At 70.9% G+C, this 15005-nt stretch carries 13 protein-coding genes; 10 read left to right on the plus strand and 3 right to left on the minus strand.

The window, feature by feature from the left end:
* Window positions 1–126: 126 nt before the first annotated feature.
* Genes ACZ4TR_RS02685 through ACZ4TR_RS02700 form a run of 4 tightly spaced genes read left to right on the plus strand, consistent with a single transcriptional unit; the run spans window position 127 to window position 5231 of the window.
* Complete coding sequence (locus tag ACZ4TR_RS02685) at window positions 127–1425, plus strand: ABC transporter substrate-binding protein (protein WP_465285470.1); 1299 nt, start codon at window positions 127–129, stop codon at window positions 1423–1425.
* A 1-nt stretch (window position 1426) separates the two neighbouring features.
* Window positions 1427–2347, plus strand: coding sequence for a carbohydrate ABC transporter permease (locus tag ACZ4TR_RS02690; RefSeq protein ID WP_465285471.1), 921 nt, complete (start codon window positions 1427–1429; stop codon window positions 2345–2347).
* Window positions 2344–3165 carry a carbohydrate ABC transporter permease gene (locus ACZ4TR_RS02695; protein WP_465285472.1) on the plus strand — a complete coding sequence of 274 codons (822 nt, stop codon included), beginning with the start codon at window positions 2344–2346 and terminating at the stop codon, window positions 3163–3165. The genes ACZ4TR_RS02690 and ACZ4TR_RS02695 overlap by 4 nt, the downstream gene beginning before the upstream one ends.
* A gap of 14 nt (window positions 3166–3179) precedes the next feature.
* Window positions 3180–5231 (plus strand): alpha-galactosidase, encoded by a 2052-nt coding sequence (locus tag ACZ4TR_RS02700; protein ID WP_465285473.1) that lies wholly within the window; start codon window positions 3180–3182, stop codon window positions 5229–5231.
* Here ACZ4TR_RS02700 and ACZ4TR_RS02705 read toward each other — a convergent pair.
* The 3 genes from ACZ4TR_RS02705 to ACZ4TR_RS02715 are packed head-to-tail and all read right to left on the minus strand — an operon-like array spanning window position 5183 to window position 7708.
* Window positions 5183–6187, minus strand: a complete 1005-nt coding sequence (locus ACZ4TR_RS02705; protein WP_465285474.1) for a lactonase family protein — start codon at window positions 6185–6187, stop codon at window positions 5183–5185. The two genes, ACZ4TR_RS02700 and ACZ4TR_RS02705, sit on opposite strands and share 49 nt — an antisense overlap.
* On the minus strand, window positions 6180–6797 hold the full coding sequence (locus ACZ4TR_RS02710) for a bifunctional 4-hydroxy-2-oxoglutarate aldolase/2-dehydro-3-deoxy-phosphogluconate aldolase (RefSeq protein ID WP_465285475.1): 618 nt from the start codon (window positions 6795–6797) through the stop codon (window positions 6180–6182). The genes ACZ4TR_RS02705 and ACZ4TR_RS02710 overlap by 8 nt, the downstream gene beginning before the upstream one ends.
* Window positions 6794–7708: a sugar kinase gene (locus ACZ4TR_RS02715; protein ID WP_465285476.1), complete on the minus strand. Its 915-nt coding sequence runs from the start codon at window positions 7706–7708 to the stop codon at window positions 6794–6796. Before ACZ4TR_RS02715 ends, ACZ4TR_RS02710 begins: the two co-directional genes overlap by 4 nt.
* 124 nt (window positions 7709–7832) lie before the next feature.
* On the opposite strand from ACZ4TR_RS02715, the gene ACZ4TR_RS02720 reads away from it, so the two are divergent.
* From ACZ4TR_RS02720 to ACZ4TR_RS02745, 6 genes are all read left to right on the plus strand, one after another.
* Entirely contained in the window at window positions 7833–9881 is a 2049-nt protein-coding gene (locus tag ACZ4TR_RS02720; RefSeq protein ID WP_465285477.1) for a DUF8189 domain-containing protein, read from the plus strand.
* A gap of 15 nt (window positions 9882–9896) precedes the next feature.
* Window positions 9897–10580 (plus strand): SDR family NAD(P)-dependent oxidoreductase, encoded by a 684-nt coding sequence (locus ACZ4TR_RS02725; protein ID WP_465285478.1) that lies wholly within the window; start codon window positions 9897–9899, stop codon window positions 10578–10580.
* Window positions 10581–10593: 13 nt separating this feature from the next.
* On the plus strand, window positions 10594–11739 hold the full coding sequence (gene dgoD / locus ACZ4TR_RS02730; protein ID WP_364510726.1) for a galactonate dehydratase: 1146 nt from the start codon (window positions 10594–10596) through the stop codon (window positions 11737–11739).
* Complete coding sequence (locus ACZ4TR_RS02735; RefSeq protein WP_465285479.1) at window positions 11733–12584, plus strand: DUF4380 domain-containing protein; 852 nt, start codon at window positions 11733–11735, stop codon at window positions 12582–12584. Before dgoD ends, ACZ4TR_RS02735 begins: the two co-directional genes overlap by 7 nt.
* Window positions 12585–12606: 22 nt before the next feature.
* Window positions 12607–14034 carry an adenylosuccinate lyase gene (purB, locus tag ACZ4TR_RS02740; RefSeq protein WP_465285480.1) on the plus strand — a complete coding sequence of 476 codons (1428 nt, stop codon included), beginning with the start codon at window positions 12607–12609 and terminating at the stop codon, window positions 14032–14034.
* Window positions 14035–14183: 149 nt separating this feature from the next.
* Window positions 14184–15005, plus strand: coding sequence for a substrate-binding periplasmic protein (locus ACZ4TR_RS02745; protein WP_465285481.1), 822 nt, complete (start codon window positions 14184–14186; stop codon window positions 15003–15005).

Raw genomic sequence — 15005 nt, forward strand, 5'->3', positions numbered from 1 at the left:
GAGCCATCCTACGCCGCCCACTAAGTCGTCATAAATTATGAATACATCTTGACACTGGCGTCGCCCGGTTGCACTCTTTGGCAGCAGTCACGCCCGCGAGGGCGCCACCGACAAAGGGGTCACGACATGACGAGTGCAGGCCTGTCCCGCCGTCGTTTCCTGCGCAACGCGAGCCTGGCCGGGCTGGGCGCCATCGGGTCGAGCAGCTTCCTCGCCGCCTGCGCCACCTCCGCGAACTCCGGCCCGGTCAAGCAGGCCGCCGGCGCGGTCACCGTCCAGTCGAACCTGTCCTCGCCCGAGGCGAAGAAGGCGATCGAAGCGCTGGCCCAGGCGTTCGGCGCGAAGGGCGGTGCGACGGCGACGGTCAACACCGTCGCGTCGGAAACCTTCCGCACCCAGCTGCCCAGCTACCTCACCGCGGCCACGCCGCCGGACACCTACACGTGGTATCCGGGTTCGCTGCTGTCCGGCTACGCGCGCAAGGGCCTGCTGCTCGACGTCGGCGACGTCTGGCAGACGATGGGCGACTACAGCGCCGCGTTCCGCGCGCTCTCCGGCGACGGCGCCGGGCACCAGGTCTTCATCCCCACTTCCTACTACTGGTGGGGCTTCTTCTACCGGAAGTCCAACTTCGCGAAGTGGGGCGTGCGGCCGCCGACGAACTGGAGCGAGTTCCTCGCGCTGTGCGAAACCCTGAAGGGCAAGGGGATCGCGCCGATCGGCCTCGGCGCGGGCGGCAACACGCCGTGGACCGCGTCCGCCTGGTTCGACTACCTGAACATCCGGATCAACGGCGCGCCCTTCCACCGCGAACTCCTGTCCGGCAAGCAGCGCTTCGACGACCCGCGCGTCAAGAAGATCTTCGACCCGTGGCGCCAGGCCCTGCCGTACTTCGACCCGAACGGCACCGCGATCGCGTTCCAGGACGCCACGACCGTGCTGCTGCAGGGCCGCACCGGCATGGTGCTCACCGGCACGTTCTTCGCCGACGCCGCCCCGAAAGACGCGCTCGACGACCTCGACTTCTTCCAGTTCCCGATCCTCGACCCGGCGGTACCGGTCGCCGAGGAGGGCCCGACCGACGGCTTCTTCGCCAGCGCGCGCACGCCGCACGTCGCCGAGGTCAAGGAGTGGTTCAAGTACGTCGCGACGGCCGAGGCGCAGGAGCTCTACATCAAGAACTCCTCCGGCACGGTCCTGCCGACCAACCCGTCCGCCAAGGACAACGGCACGCCGCTCGTCCGAAAAGGACGGAAGCTGCTCACCGAGGCCAAGGAGATCACGCAGTTCTTCAACCGCGACTCCTCCGACGCGCTGCAGCCGACCGCCGACGCCGCGCTGATCCGGTTCATCCAGAAGCCCAACGAGCTCGACTCGATCCTGAGCGACTGGCAGACCGCCGCGCAGAAGGTCTGGCAGTCCTGAGATGGCGGTGCTGACCGCGAAACGGCCCGACACGGCGTTCCTGTCCGCGAAACGCCGTCGTCGCCGGATCTCGCCCGTGCTGCTGGCGTTCGTGCTGGTGCCCCTCGTCGTCGAGGGGTTCTGGGTGTTCTGGCCGGCGCTGCAGGGGTTCTACCTGGCGCTGACGAACTGGGACGGCGTCTCGGCGCCCACGTTCGTCGGCCTGGGGAACTTCGCCGAGATGTTCTCCGACGACATCTTCAAGACCGCCGCGCTCGACACGGTGATCTGGCTCGTGCTCTTCGGCGGCCTCTCGGCCGTCGGCGGGCTCGCGCTGGCGACGTTGCTGCAGAAGGAACGCCGTGGTGTCGGGTTCTACCGGGCCGCGCTCTTCACGCCGGTGGTGTTTTCGCTGGTCGCGACGTCGCTGATCTGGCAGGTGATCTACCAGCCGGACGGCGTCGTCAACAGGCTGCTCGGCGCGATCGGGCTCGGCAGCTGGCAGCACGCGTGGCTCGCCGACCCGAAGACGGCGCTGTACGCGGTGCTCGTCCCGGCGCTGTGGCGGCAGCTCGGCTACGTCATGGTGCTGTACCTGGCCGGGCTCAAGGGCATCGACCCGGCGCTGTACGAGGCAGCCAAGTTGGACGGTGCCACGGCGTGGCAGCAGTTCCGCAACGTGACGTGGCCGCAGCTGCGCAGCGTCAACTCCGTGGTGTTGTCGGTGATCATCATCGACTCCCTGCGGTCGTTCGACGTCATCTGGTCGATGACGAAGGGCGGGCCGTACCACTCGTCCGAGGTGCTCAGCACGTACATGTACGCGACGGCGTTCCAGTCGCTGCGGCTCGGGTACGCGTCCGCGCTGGCCGTGGTGATCTTCGTGCTGGCGTTCGGCGTGATCGTGACCTACCTCGTGCGCGCCTTCCGGGAGGACTCGTGAGGAGGACGCGGACTTTCGGGTTCCACCTGCTCGCCGGCGGGCTCTCGGTGCTGTGGCTGCTGCCGATCGTGCTGGTGCTGACGACGAGCGTCCGGACGTTCTCGGACATCGCGTCGAACGGCCTCGGCGCGCTGCCGGCGTCGTTCTCGCTCGACGGGTTCGGGCAGGCGTGGGGCGAGGGCGGCGGCGGGCACGCGATGCTGAACAGCCTGATCGTGACGATCCCGACCGTGCTGCTGTCCTTGCTGCTTGCCTCGGCGGCTGCGTTTGCGCTCAGCCGCTACCGGATTCCGTTGCGCCGCACGATCATCCTGGTGATGCTGGCGGGAAACCTGCTCCCGCCGCAGATCCTGCTCGTGCCGGTCGCGAAGCTGGCCGAACTGCTGGGCATCTACGACACGCTGACGGCGCTGATCGTCGTGCAGGTCGGGTTCGGCCTCGGCTTCTACACGTTCGTGCTGCAAGGGTTCATGCGGTCGATCCCGGACGAGATCCAGCAGGCGGCGCTGATCGACGGCGCCGGCGTCGCGCAGATCTTCTGGCGGATCATCCTGCCGATGACCCGCCCGGCGCTGGCCGCGCTCGGCGCGCTGGCCTTCACCTGGACGTTCAACGACCTGCTGTGGTCGATCACCGTGCTGCGCACCGGGACGGTGATGCCGGTGACGCCGGCGCTGCTCGGCCTGCAGGGGCAGTACGTGTCCAACTGGAACGTGATCGCGGCGGGCTCGGTCATCGCGGCCGTGCCGACGGTCGCGGTGTTCCTGCGGTTCCAGAAGCACTTCATCTCGGGCCTGGCGATCGGGGCGATCAAGTGACGTGGACCGTGTCCATGAAGTCCACTTCGTACACCGTGGCGCTGGATCCTTCCGCTCGCTGGGCCGAACTCGTCGCCTGGGGACCGTCCGGGATCGAGGACGGGCCGTCGGTGTTCACGAACGCGGGCTCGGTGCACTTCATCACCGAGGCCGACGCGGCGCCGGTGGAGTACGCGCCGCTGGGCCTGCGCCCGTTCTCCGGCGCGGACGTCGCGGTGCGCGGAGGTTCTTGGTGGCGCTTCGGCGGTGAGGTTTCCGACGACGACCTGCGGTTGGCCTTCGTGGACGACGTTTCCGGGTTGCGCGCGGTGCTGTGCTACCGGCCGGTGCCCGGGACCGACGTCCTGACCCGGTGGGTCGAGTTCACGAACACGGGCTCGTCGACGCTCGAGTTCGACCGGCTCGGCTCGGCCGGGGTGTGCGTGCCCACGGTGTCCGGCGCGCGGCTGACGTACTTGACCGGGCAGTGGTCGCAGGAGTTCACGCGCCGGTCCGTTTCGCTGCCCGCGGGCGGGTTCCGGATGGAGAGCCGCTTCGGCGTCCCTGGCCACGCGCACGTGCCGTGGCTGGCGGTGCAGGACTCATCGGGCGGCCCTGCTTTCGGCGTCTCCTTGGAGTGGCCGGGATCGTGGGAGATCTCCGCCGATGTGGAGCCCTCCGGGCTGACCCGCGTCCGGGCCGGACGGCTGCCGTCGCCGGGACCGGTGCTGCTCGAGCCCGGAGCCGCGCTGGTGACTCCGGCCGTCGCGCTGGCGTCCAGTGTGGACGGACTGGCCGGGCTGGCGTCCGTGTGGCATGACTATGACCGGGTGCTGGCCGGTGCCCGCCGGCGGCGCCCGCGTCCGGTGCTCTACAACTCCTGGGAGGCCACGGGGTTCGACGTCCGGAGCGCGCATCAGCTGGAGCTGGCGAAGCGCGCGGCCGACCTCGGCGTCGAGCTGTTCGTGGTGGACGACGGCTGGTTCACCGGCCGGGACGACGACACCGGCGGCCTCGGTGACTGGACCCCGGCGGAGGAGTCGTTCGGCGCCTTCGTCGACTCGGTGCGCGAGCTGGGCCTGGAGTTCGGCCTGTGGGTGGAGCCGGAGGCGGTCAGCCCGAAGTCGCGGCTGTACGCGTCGCATCCGGACTGGGTGTACCGGATCGACGGGCGCCCGCTCACGTTGATCCGCAACCAGCTCCTGCTGGACCTGGGGCTGCCTGAGGTTGTCGCGTTCGTGAAGTCCACTCTGGACTCATTGCTGTCGGCTTACCCGATCTCGTACCTGAAGTGGGACATGAACCGCCCGCCCACGGAACGCGGCCGCCCGGGCGCGCCGTTCGCGGACCTGGACGCCGAGCACGTCGCGGGCTACCTGTCGGTGCTGGATCACCTGCGTTCGGCGCACCCGCACGTGACGATCGAGGCGTGCGCGGGCGGTGGCGGCCGCACGGACCTGGCGACGGTCGCGCGCACGGACGTCGTCTGGCCGAGCGACAACACCGGCCCCCTCGATCGGCTGGCGATCCAGGACGGGTTCCTGCTGATGCACGCGCCGCACCTGATGAGTTCGTGGGTCACGGACTCCCCAGGGGTGTTCGACCCGCGGCCCCGGTCGCTGCGGTTCCGTTTCGTGACGGCGATGGCGGGCGTGCTGGGTATCGGCGCCGACCTGGCACGCTGGTCTGCGGACCAGCACGCCGAGGCGGCGTCGCTCATCGCGGTCTACAAGTCGATCCGCTCGGTCATCCACCACGGAGCCGCCCGCGTGCTGGCCGGCCCCTCCACTCCGACGGCTGCCACGCAGTACACGTCCGAGGACGGCGACACGGTCGTCGTCCTGGCGTGGAGCACCGGTCAGCTGACCGGGGCACCGCTGGTGCCCGGCCGGTCGTCGCGAGTGCGCCTGTCGGTGTCCGCGGACGCGTCCTATGTGGACGCCGCGGGTGCCCGGTACTCGGGTGCGCACCTGAAGTACGCGGGTCTCCCGTTCAACTGGACGGTGGACCACGACGCGGACGTCGTGATCCTCCGGCGTCAGGGCAGCGACACCGGCAGCACGAACGTCGGTGACCCCGTCGGGTAGCGGCGCAGGTCCGCGTCGCCGGACGCGGTCAGCGTGAACGCCGTGATCGCGTCCGCCGACTGGGCCGCCACGTAACACGTCCCGTCCACCAGGGCGAAGTGCCGCGGGTTGGCGCCGCACGGCTGGTCGGCCACCGCGGCCGCGTCGTCGAGGGCGAACTCCGTCACGCAGTCGGGGCCGCGGTTGGACACGTACAGCCGCGAGCCGGTCAGCTCGAGGTGGGCCACCAGGTTCGGGGTGGCCGGCGTCAGCATGGACGGCGTCGAAGCCACCACCTCGAACGCGCCCGGGGACGTCTCGCGGACCGTCAGCAGCGTCCCGGCCAGCTCGCCCACCACGTACGCCAGGTCGGTGCCCGGCCGGCGGACCAGCTGCCGCGGCCCCGTGCCCGGCGGCAGTGCCGACACCGCGAGCGGCTCCAAGGAACCGTCGGAAGACAGTGTGTAGCTGCGGATCTCGTCCGTGCCCAGGTCGACCGCGCTCACCACGGTGGAGTCGGCCGACGGCACGGCCATGTGGACGTGCGCCGCCTCCTGGCGGTCCGCCTGCGGGCCGCTGCCGCTGTGCTGGACCAGGGCCGTCCGGGACTCGAGCGCACCGTCAGGAGACAGCGAGAAGATCGCCAGGCTGCCGCCGGTGTAGTTGGCGCACAGCAGGAACCGGCCGTCCGGGGTCACCGCCAGGTGGCACGGGTGCGCGCCGCCCGTCTCGACCGTGCCCAGCACCGACAACGAGCCGGCGTCCGAAAGCGCCAACGCCGTCACGCCACCGGTGGCGGTCTCGTTCGCCGCGTACAGCACCGGCAACGACGGGTGCTTCGCCAGCCACGACGGCGACTCCATCGGCAGGGAAGCGACTTCCGTCAGGTCGCCGGTGGCGGACCGCGAGAACGTCGTGATTCCCGTGCCGTTCCCCGCGTCGCCGGTGTAGCACCCGACGAAGACCAGCTCAGCCATGCGCGCTCCTCAACAGCGTCTCGACCCGGGCGGAGATCTCCGCGGTGGTGCCGCGGGTCAGCGCCGAGCCGACCCCGCACGCCACCGCGCCCGCCGCCAGCCAGCCTGGCACGTCCGCCGGTCCGATGCCGCCGGTGGGCACCAGCGGCGCCTGCGGGAGCGCCGCCCGGACGTCCTTCACCCAGGACGGGCTCAGCGCCGAGGCGGGGAACACCTTCACCGCGTCGGCGCCTTCTTCCATCGCCCGCACGATTTCGGTCACCGAACCCGCGCCGGGGAACGCCGCCGCGCCGTACCGGTGAGCGGTACGGATCACCGCCGCGTCCACCGACGGCGACACCAGGAACCGCGCGCCCGCGCGGATCGCCAGCACCGCCGACGCCTCGTCGAGCACCGTGCCGGCGCCGATCGTCGCGTCCGGGTAGGCCGCGGACAGCCCCGAGATCGCGTCCAGCGCGCCCGGGTTCGTCAGCGGCAGCTCGATCGAGCGCAACCCGGCCTCCAAGGCCGCGCGCGCCGCCGAAACGGCCGACTCCGCGTCGTGTGTGCGCACGATCCCGACGACGCCCTGACGCAGTGCGTTCGCGGTGATCTCCCAGCGATAGGTCATCGGTCCACCTCCGTGCCGAGCAGTGCTTTCGTGAGTTCGTCCCGGTCGGGCAGTCCTTCGAGGTCGGTCCGGGTGCCGACGACCAGCGCCGCGCAGGCCGCGCCCGCCCGCAGCGCTTCGTCCGGCGGCGCACCCCGCAGCCAGGCCGAGAGGTACCCCGACGTCAGCGCGTCACCCGCCCCGACCGGGTCGACGACCCGCGTGACCAGGCTCGGCTGCCACCAGGAACCGTCCGCGGTCACCGCCCGCGCGATCTTGTTCCGCTGTTTGACGACCACCGTCTGCGCCCGGCCGGCGAGCAGCGTATCCGGCGTCTGCCCGAGCAGCTCGAGCTCGTCTTCTCCGGCGAAGACGAGATCCGCCCTGGTCAGCAGCGGTCCGACGACCGAGCGCCAGCGGTCCGGCTTCGCGAGCTTCAGCCGGACGTTCGGGTCGAAGGACACCCAAGCGCCCGAAGCGCGGGCCAACGCGAAGAGGGCCTCGACGGCTTCGCGGGCGCCGGACGACAGCATCGCCGTGATCCCGGAGACGTGGACGAGCCGAGCGCCGTCGAGACCTGCGTCGCGCACGTACGCAGCTGACAGGCGCGAAGCAGCGGAGCCGCTTCGGTGGTACTCGACCGTCTCGGTGTCCCGGATCAGGAACCCGGTGTACGCCTCCGGATCGACCTCGACCTGCGACACGTCGACGTCGTCCGCGCGCAGGCTCGCGAGCACGTGGGCGCCGGACGGGTCGTCGCCGACGCGGCTCAGCCAGCGGACGCGGTGGCCGAGCCGGCCCAATCCGACGGCGACGTTGGTCTCGGCGCCGGCGACGGACGACGTGAAGGTGCGGGCGCGCCGCAGGGCGACGCCGGGCTCGGCGAGCAGCAGCCGCATCGCCTCGCCGAGAGTGACGACTTCGGTCTTCATCGCGGACAGCATAGCGCGTGAAATCTTAATTTAGGATTTATTCTTGACGGAAGCCGAGACGCCCCGGCATGCTGCTCTCCGGCTTGGCTCGACGCTGTTTCACTGGAGAAGGGTGTCCGGCAACATGCTCTTGAAGAGATCCCTAGCGGTAGCAGCTGTGGCCGCGGCCGCGCTCACCGCCATCGCGATCCCCGCACAGGCAACACCGGCCGTGGACCAAGGCGCTCCCGACTACTACGACAGCGGGGTCGCGAAGACCCCGTACATGGGCTGGAACACCTACTACGGCCTCGGCGCACCCAGCGAGACGTCGGTCAAGTCCGTCGCGGACTTCCTCGTCTCCAGTGGCCTGCGCGACGCCGGCTACCGCTACGTCTGGATCGACGGCGGCTGGACCGCCCCGGACCCGCGCGACGCGCAAGGCAACCTCCTCGCGGACAGCGCGAAGTTCCCCAGTGGACTGTCCACTTTGGTCAACTACCTGCACGCCCGCGGGCTCAAGGCCGGCATCTACACCGACGCGGGCGCCTCCGACGGCAAGAACTGCGCGGCCGGCTCCGGCGGCCACTACGAGCAGGACACCCGGCGCTTCGCGAACTGGAAGTTCGACGCCGTCAAGGTCGACTTCCTCTGCGGCATCGCCCAGAACCTCAAGCCCGCCGAGGCGTTCACGCAGTTCAGCCAGGCCCTCGCCAAGGCGGGCCGTCCGATGGTGCTCAACGTCTGCAACCCGGTCACCGACGAGTGGGGCACCCCGCACGGGCCCGACCAGGTCGCCGGCATCGCCTACAGCTACGGCCCGCTCGTCGCCGACTCGTGGCGCACCAGCACGGACATCGCGTTCGGCACGCCGTACGAGGGCATCTGGAAAGACGTCCTGCGCAACATGGACGCCAACGCCGCGCACCCCGAGGCGAACGGGCCGGGCCACTACAACGACCCCGACTACCTCATCCCGATGCGCAAGACCGAGCAGGGCACCTACGAGCTGAACGAGGAGGAGTCGACCACCCAGTTCGTCATGTGGGCGGAGATGGCCTCGCCGCTGATCCTCGGCTCGGACCCGCGCACGCTCCCCGCCTCGATGCTCAAGACGCTGAAGAACCCGGAGATCGTGGGCGTCAACCAGGACCGCCTCGGCATCCAGGGCGTCCGCGTCGCGAGCAGTGGCAGCACCGACACCTACAGCAAGGTCCTCTCCCGAGCCGGCGACCGCGCGGTCGTGCTGCTCAACCGCGGTGAGACGCCGACGCAGATGACGCTGAACTTCGCCGACGCCGGGCTCAAGGGCCGGGTGTCCGTTCGCGACCTCCGCGCCCGCGCCGACCGCGGCAGCGCGACCGGCTCGTACACGGTCACGGTCCCCGCGCACGGCACCGCGTTCCTGCGCCTGCACGGCACCGACCTCGTCCCGGGTGACGACCTCGGCGGCACGGTGTCCGCGAGTCCGGCGATTGTCCGCACCGGCGGAAAAACCGTGACGTTCTTCCGCGACCAGAGCGGCTCCCTCCAGGTCAACGGCCTCGACGGACCGCGTCAGGTCGGCGGCAAGTTCCTCGGCCAGCCCGCCGCGGTGGCCGGCCCGGACGGCATCGACGTCTACGTCCGAGGGCTCGACAATGCCGCCTATCAGCGCACTTACCGGTACGGCCACTGGGGCGACTGGAAGCGGCTGGGCGGGACGCTGACCGATTCGCCGTCCGTCACCGGCGACGGCACGCTCTTCGCGCGCGGCGCCGACGGCCAGGTCTGGCAGCGGACCAGCGCCGGTCAGTGGTCCGGTCTCGGCGCGCCCGGCGGCAAGCCGATCTACGGCCGGCCCGGCGCGGCGACGGCCACGAGCGGCACGGTCGTCGCGGTCCGCACCGCCGACGACAGCGTCTGGGCCCGCACGAAGACCGGGGACACCTGGTCGGACTGGACGTCCGTCGGCGGCACGGTCAGCAGCAGCCCGACGCTCGTCGCGGTCGGCGCGAAGGTCGCGCTCACCGCGTCCGCGAGTGACTACACGCTGTGGGCCAACGACTGGTCCGGCTCGTGGGCGGGCTGGTTCAAGCGGCCGGAGTACCCGAGCGGGAGCATCGTGGGAACCCTGGGCGCCGCGTCCGACGGCGCGTCGCTGTGGTTCGCCGCCCGCGGGCCGGACGACCATGTGCACGTAGCGAAGTTCTAGGAACGGGAGAAGGCGATGTCCACGCGCACCGCGGTGGTGACCGGAGCGGCGTCCGGGATCGGGGCGGCAACGGCCCTGAAGCTCCTCGAAGCCGGCTACCGCGTGCTGGGCGTGGACATCGCCGAACTCCCCGACGGCGTCACGCCGATCCGGGGCTCGGTGAGCGACGAAGCGACGTGGACGGCCATCGGTGAGGTGGACGCCCTGGTCAGCAACGCCTACGTGCCGAGCACCGGGCCGTTGCACGAGATCGACCGCGCGGAGTGGCAGCGCCAGCTCGACGTCAACCTGACCGGCACGTACCTCGCCCTGAAGGCCTGCCTGCCCTCGCTGCGGGCGCGGGGTGGCGCGGTCGTGCTCGTCTCGTCGGTGCACGCGCACTTCGGTCTGCCGGGCCACCCCGCGTACGCCGCGAGCAAGGGCGCGCTGGTCGCGCTGGCCCGGCAGCTGGCTGTCGAATACGCCCCGGACGTGCGGGTCAACTCCGTCCTGCCGGGGCCGGTGCTCACCCAGGCCTGGGACCGCATCCCGCCGGAGGACCGCCAACGCAGCGCCCGAGCGACCCCGGCGGGCCGGCTCGGTGACCCGGCGGAGGTGGCGAACGTGATCGCTTTCCTGCTCTCGGACGCGGCGTCGTTCGTCACCGGGGCCGAGCTGACCGTCGACGGCGGCTGGTCCGCCGCCAAGGATTCCGCGTAGATGGGGGACACGGGTGAAGATCACCGGGGTTGAAACGTTTCTGGTCGCGCCGCGCTGGCTGTTCCTCAAGGTCAGCACGGACGAAGGCATCAGCGGCTGGGGCGAGCCCGTGGTCGAAGGCCGCGCGGAGACCGTGCGCGCGGCCGTGCACGAGCTGTCCGAGCTGCTGATCGGCCAGGACCCGCTGCGCATCGAGGACCACTGGCAGGTGCTGCGCCGCGGCGGGTTCTACCGTGGTGGTCCGGTGCTCTCCAGCGCGCTGGCCGGGTTCGACCACGCGCTGTGGGACATCGCCGGCAAGGTCCGCAACGCCCCGGTGCACGAGCTGCTCGGCGGTCCGGTCCGCGACCGCGTCCGGGTTTACAGCTGGGTCGGCGGCGACCGGCCGTCCGGCATCCGCGAAGCCGTGTCCGCGCAGGTCGAGGCCGGGTTCACGGCGGTGAAGATGAACGTCGCCGGCCCGCTGACCGCGATCGCGTCACCCGCTGAGGCCGACGCCGCGGTGGCGCGCGCGTGGGAGGCGCGGGAGGTGCTCGGCCCGCACCGCGACCTCGCGATCGACTTCCACGGCCGCGTCTCGCCCGCGATGGCGCGGCGGCTGGTCAAGCTGCTCGAAGACGTCCAGCCGATGTTCGTCGAGGAACCGGTGCTGCCGGAGACGCAGGGCGACGCGCTGCGCTCGATCGTCGAGGCCTCGACCGTGCCGATCGCCCTCGGCGAGCGGCTCTACTCGCGCTGGGAGTTCAAGCCGGCGCTCGACGCGGGCGTCGCGGTGCTGCAGCCCGACCCGTCGCACGCCGGCGGCATCTCCGAGCTGCGGCGGATCGGCGCGCTCGCCGAGATCTACGGCGCGTCGCTGGCACCGCACTGCCCGCTCGGGCCGATCTCCCTGGCCGCGTCCCTGCAGGTCGCGTTCGCGACGCCGAACTTCCTGATCCAGGAACAGAGCATCGGCATGCACTACCACGAGGGCCGCGAGCACGCGTACCTCGCAGACCCGTCGATCTTCGCCTTCCAGGACGGTTATGCGGCCCGCCCGCTCGGGCCCGGGCTCGGCATCGAGGTCGACGAAGCGGCCGTCCGCCGCGCCGACGAGGTCGGCCACACGTGGCGTTCGCCGGTGTGGCGCCACGACGACGGCGGTCTCGCCGAATGGTGACCTGGCTCGAACGCGGCGACCTGCGGCTCGGCCTGGTGCCGGAGCTGGGCGGCCGGCTGCTGTCGGTGCGGCACCGCGGCGTCGAGTTGTTGTGGCGCAACGCCGACCTGCTCGACGACTCGCTGAACCCACGCGACGGCGGTGTGTTCCGGCCGAACTCCGGGCGCATGGGCGACTGGGTCAACTACGGCGGCGACAAGACGTGGCCGGCGCCGCAGGGCTGGGACGGTCCGGACCAGTGGCCCGGCCCGCCCGACCCGGTGCTGGATTCGGGCCCGTACCTGGCCTACGTGAGCGACGACCTGGTCACCATGGTCAGCCGCGCGGACCCGCGCACCGGCCTGCAGCTCAGCCGCACGGTGGCCCTCACCGGCGACGGCTACGAGCTGCGGCTGACCGCGAAGAACGCCAGCTCGCGACGGGTGCGGTGGGCCCTGTGGAACGTCACGCAGCTCCCCGGCGGCGGCCCGGTGACGGCCGGGCTCACCCGGCCCGACGTCGTCGCGCTGGTCGCCGGTACCGGCACCCCGGAGTACACAGTGGACGGTGATCGGCTGGTGGTTCCGCCCCAGGACGTCGTCGGCAAGCTGGGTGTGCCGGGCACCGCGGGCTGGGTTTCCTACGGCCCGCTGACCCTGTCCTTCGACGTCGACCCCGCCGGCGAGTACCCGGACGAAGGCTCGCCGCTGGAGATCTGGCTCGAGCACCCGCAGCCGGCCCCGCTGGCCGCACTGGGCGACCTCGACCCGCCCGCGCGCATCGTGGAGCTGGAGGTCCTCGGCCCGCTGACGACCCTGGCGCCGGGCACCTCGACCGGCCTGACCATCCGCGCCACGGTGGCCTGACCTGCGCAGGTATCGTGAGGGCGTGACGGACAAGCCCCGCATTCCGAACGTGCTCGCCGCCCGCTACGCCTCGGCGGAGCTGGTCTCGCTCTGGTCGCCGGAGCAGAAGGTCGTCCTGGAGCGGCAGCTCTGGCTGGCCGTCCTCAAGGCGCAGCAGGACCTCGGCGTCGAGGTGCCCGACGGCGTCGTCGAGGACTACGAGCGGGTCATCGACCAGGTCGACCTCGAGTCGATCGCCGGCCGCGAGCGCGTCACCCGGCACGACGTCAAGGCGCGCATCGAGGAGTTCAGCGACCTCGCCGGCCAAGAGCACATCCACAAGGGCATGACCTCGCGCGACCTCACCGAGAACGTCGAGCAGCTGCAGCTGCTCCGCTCCCTGGAGCTCGTGCGCACCCGCGTCGCCGCCGTGCTGGCGCGGCTGGCGGCCCTCGCCGTCGAGCACGCCGACACGGTCATGGCCGGCCGCTCGCACAACGTCGCCGCGCAGGCCACCACCCTCGGCAAGCGGTTCGCCACGGCGGCCGACGAGCTGCTCGTCGCCTTCGAACGGCTCGACAACCTCATCGAGCGCTACCCGCTGCGCGGCATCAAGGGCCCGGTCGGCACCGCGCAGGACATGCTCGACCTGCTCGTCGACGAGTCCACTTTGGACCAGCTCGAAGACCGCGTCATGCAGCACCTCGGGTTCGGCCGGCGGTTCGTCAGCGTCGGCCAGGTGTACCCGCGCTCGCTCGACTTCGACGTGCTGTCCACTGTGGTCCAGCTCGCCGCGGCGCCGTCCAGCCTGGCCAAGACGATCCGGCTGATGGCCGGGCACGAGCTGGTCACCGAGGGCTTCAAGCCCGGCCAGGTCGGCTCGTCCGCCATGCCGCACAAGATGAACACCCGCTCGTGCGAGCGCGTGAACGGCCTCGCGGTCGTGCTGCGCGGCTACCTCTCCATGATCGGCGAGCTGGCCGGCGACCAGTGGAACGAAGGCGACGTCTCCGACTCGGTCGTCCGCCGCGTCGCGCTGCCGGACGCGTTCTTCGCCCTCGACGGCCTGCTGGAGACCTTCCTCACGGTCCTTTCCGAGTTCGGCGCCTTCCCGGCGGTGATCGAGCGTGAGCTTGATCGCTACCTGCCGTTCCTCACCACCACGAAGGTGCTCATGGCGTCGGTCCGCGCGGGCGTCGGACGTGAGACGGCCCACGAGGCGATCAAGGAGCACTCCGTCGCCGTCGCGCTGGAGATGCGGGAAGGCCGCGCCGAGAACGACCTCCTCGACCGCTTCGCCGCCGACGAGCGCATCCCGCTCGACCGCGGTGAGCTGGACAAGCTCCTCGCCGACCGCATCTCGTTCACCGGTACGGCCGGCCGTCAGGTCGAGCAGGTGGCTGAGCGCGTGGCGCGCGTGCTCGAGCGGTTCCCCGCGGCCGCGGGCTATGCGCCGCAACCGATCCTGTGAGCTGACGCACCTGTCCACCCAGTGGAACGAATCCACACGAACGGGCGAAATCCCTAATCTCGATCGCTGAACCCGGAGCGTCAGGACCCCTACCCCGTGACCTGACGTGCTTTCCTCGCGCCCAAGCGCGCCGACCTCTGGAAGAAGCGATGAGATCCACGCTGTCGAAAATCGCCGCGGCCGTCACTGCGGGCGCGTTGACGCTGACCCTGGCCGCCTGCGGCTCGGACAGCCCCGCCGCGGGCCAGACCCTGCGCGTCGGGACCCTGAGCGACGCCCCGCCGTCGATCTACCTGGAGAACGGCCGGTTCACCGGCTACGACAACGAGCTGCTGCGTGACATCGCCCAGCGCGAGGGCTTCGAGGTCGAGTTCGTCGGCACCGAGTTCTCCAGCCTGCTGGCCGGCGTCGCGACCGGCAAGTTCGACATCGGCAGCTCGACGATCTCCAGCACCGAGGCGCGCAAGAAGACGGTCGCCTTCTCCAACGGCTACAACACCGGCTTCACCACGATCGTCACCGCCAAGGGCGCGAACCTCAAGGACCCGGCGGCGTTCGCGGGCAAGCGGCTCGGCGTCGTCCAGGGTTCGGTGCAGGACGAGTTCGCGGGCAAGACCGCCGGTGCCCAGGTCGTCCGCTTCCCGGACTACAACGCGGGTTTCGCGCAGCTGAAGAACGGCACGCTCGACGGCTGGGTCGTGCCGCAGGACATCGGCCAGAAGTACCTGGACCAGAACCCCACGGTTCCGCTGGAGCTCGGCTACACGGTCGAGGACAAGGACACGCCGTCGGCCTTCGCCGTCGCCAAGAACCACCCCGACCTGCTGAAGAAGCTCAACGACGGGCTCGCCAAGGCGATCGCGGACGGCTCCGTCGCCCGCATCTACGGCCAGTTCTACAAGACGACGCCGCTGTCGAAGGAACTTCAGCAGGGCGGCCCCGGCCTGCCCGTCAAGAACGTGGGTGCGTGA

The organism is Amycolatopsis sp. NPDC028719, from assembly GCF_055565395.1.

Coding starts and splice junctions, on each gene's coding strand:
- ACZ4TR_RS02685 (WP_465285470.1), top strand. CDS start 127: ATGACGAGTGCAGGCCTGTCCCGCCGTCGTTTCCTGCGCAACGCGAGC.
- ACZ4TR_RS02690 (WP_465285471.1), top strand. CDS start 1,427: ATGGCGGTGCTGACCGCGAAACGGCCCGACACGGCGTTCCTGTCCGCG.
- ACZ4TR_RS02700 (WP_465285473.1), top strand. CDS start 3,180: ATGAAGTCCACTTCGTACACCGTGGCGCTGGATCCTTCCGCTCGCTGG.
- ACZ4TR_RS02705 (WP_465285474.1), bottom strand. CDS start 6,187: ATGGCTGAGCTGGTCTTCGTCGGGTGCTACACCGGCGACGCGGGGAAC.
- ACZ4TR_RS02710 (WP_465285475.1), bottom strand. CDS start 6,797: ATGACCTATCGCTGGGAGATCACCGCGAACGCACTGCGTCAGGGCGTC.
- ACZ4TR_RS02715 (WP_465285476.1), bottom strand. CDS start 7,708: ATGAAGACCGAAGTCGTCACTCTCGGCGAGGCGATGCGGCTGCTGCTC.
- ACZ4TR_RS02720 (WP_465285477.1), top strand. CDS start 7,833: ATGCTCTTGAAGAGATCCCTAGCGGTAGCAGCTGTGGCCGCGGCCGCG.
- ACZ4TR_RS02725 (WP_465285478.1), top strand. CDS start 9,897: ATGTCCACGCGCACCGCGGTGGTGACCGGAGCGGCGTCCGGGATCGGG.
- ACZ4TR_RS02735 (WP_465285479.1), top strand. CDS start 11,733: ATGGTGACCTGGCTCGAACGCGGCGACCTGCGGCTCGGCCTGGTGCCG.
- ACZ4TR_RS02745 (WP_465285481.1), top strand. CDS start 14,184: ATGAGATCCACGCTGTCGAAAATCGCCGCGGCCGTCACTGCGGGCGCG.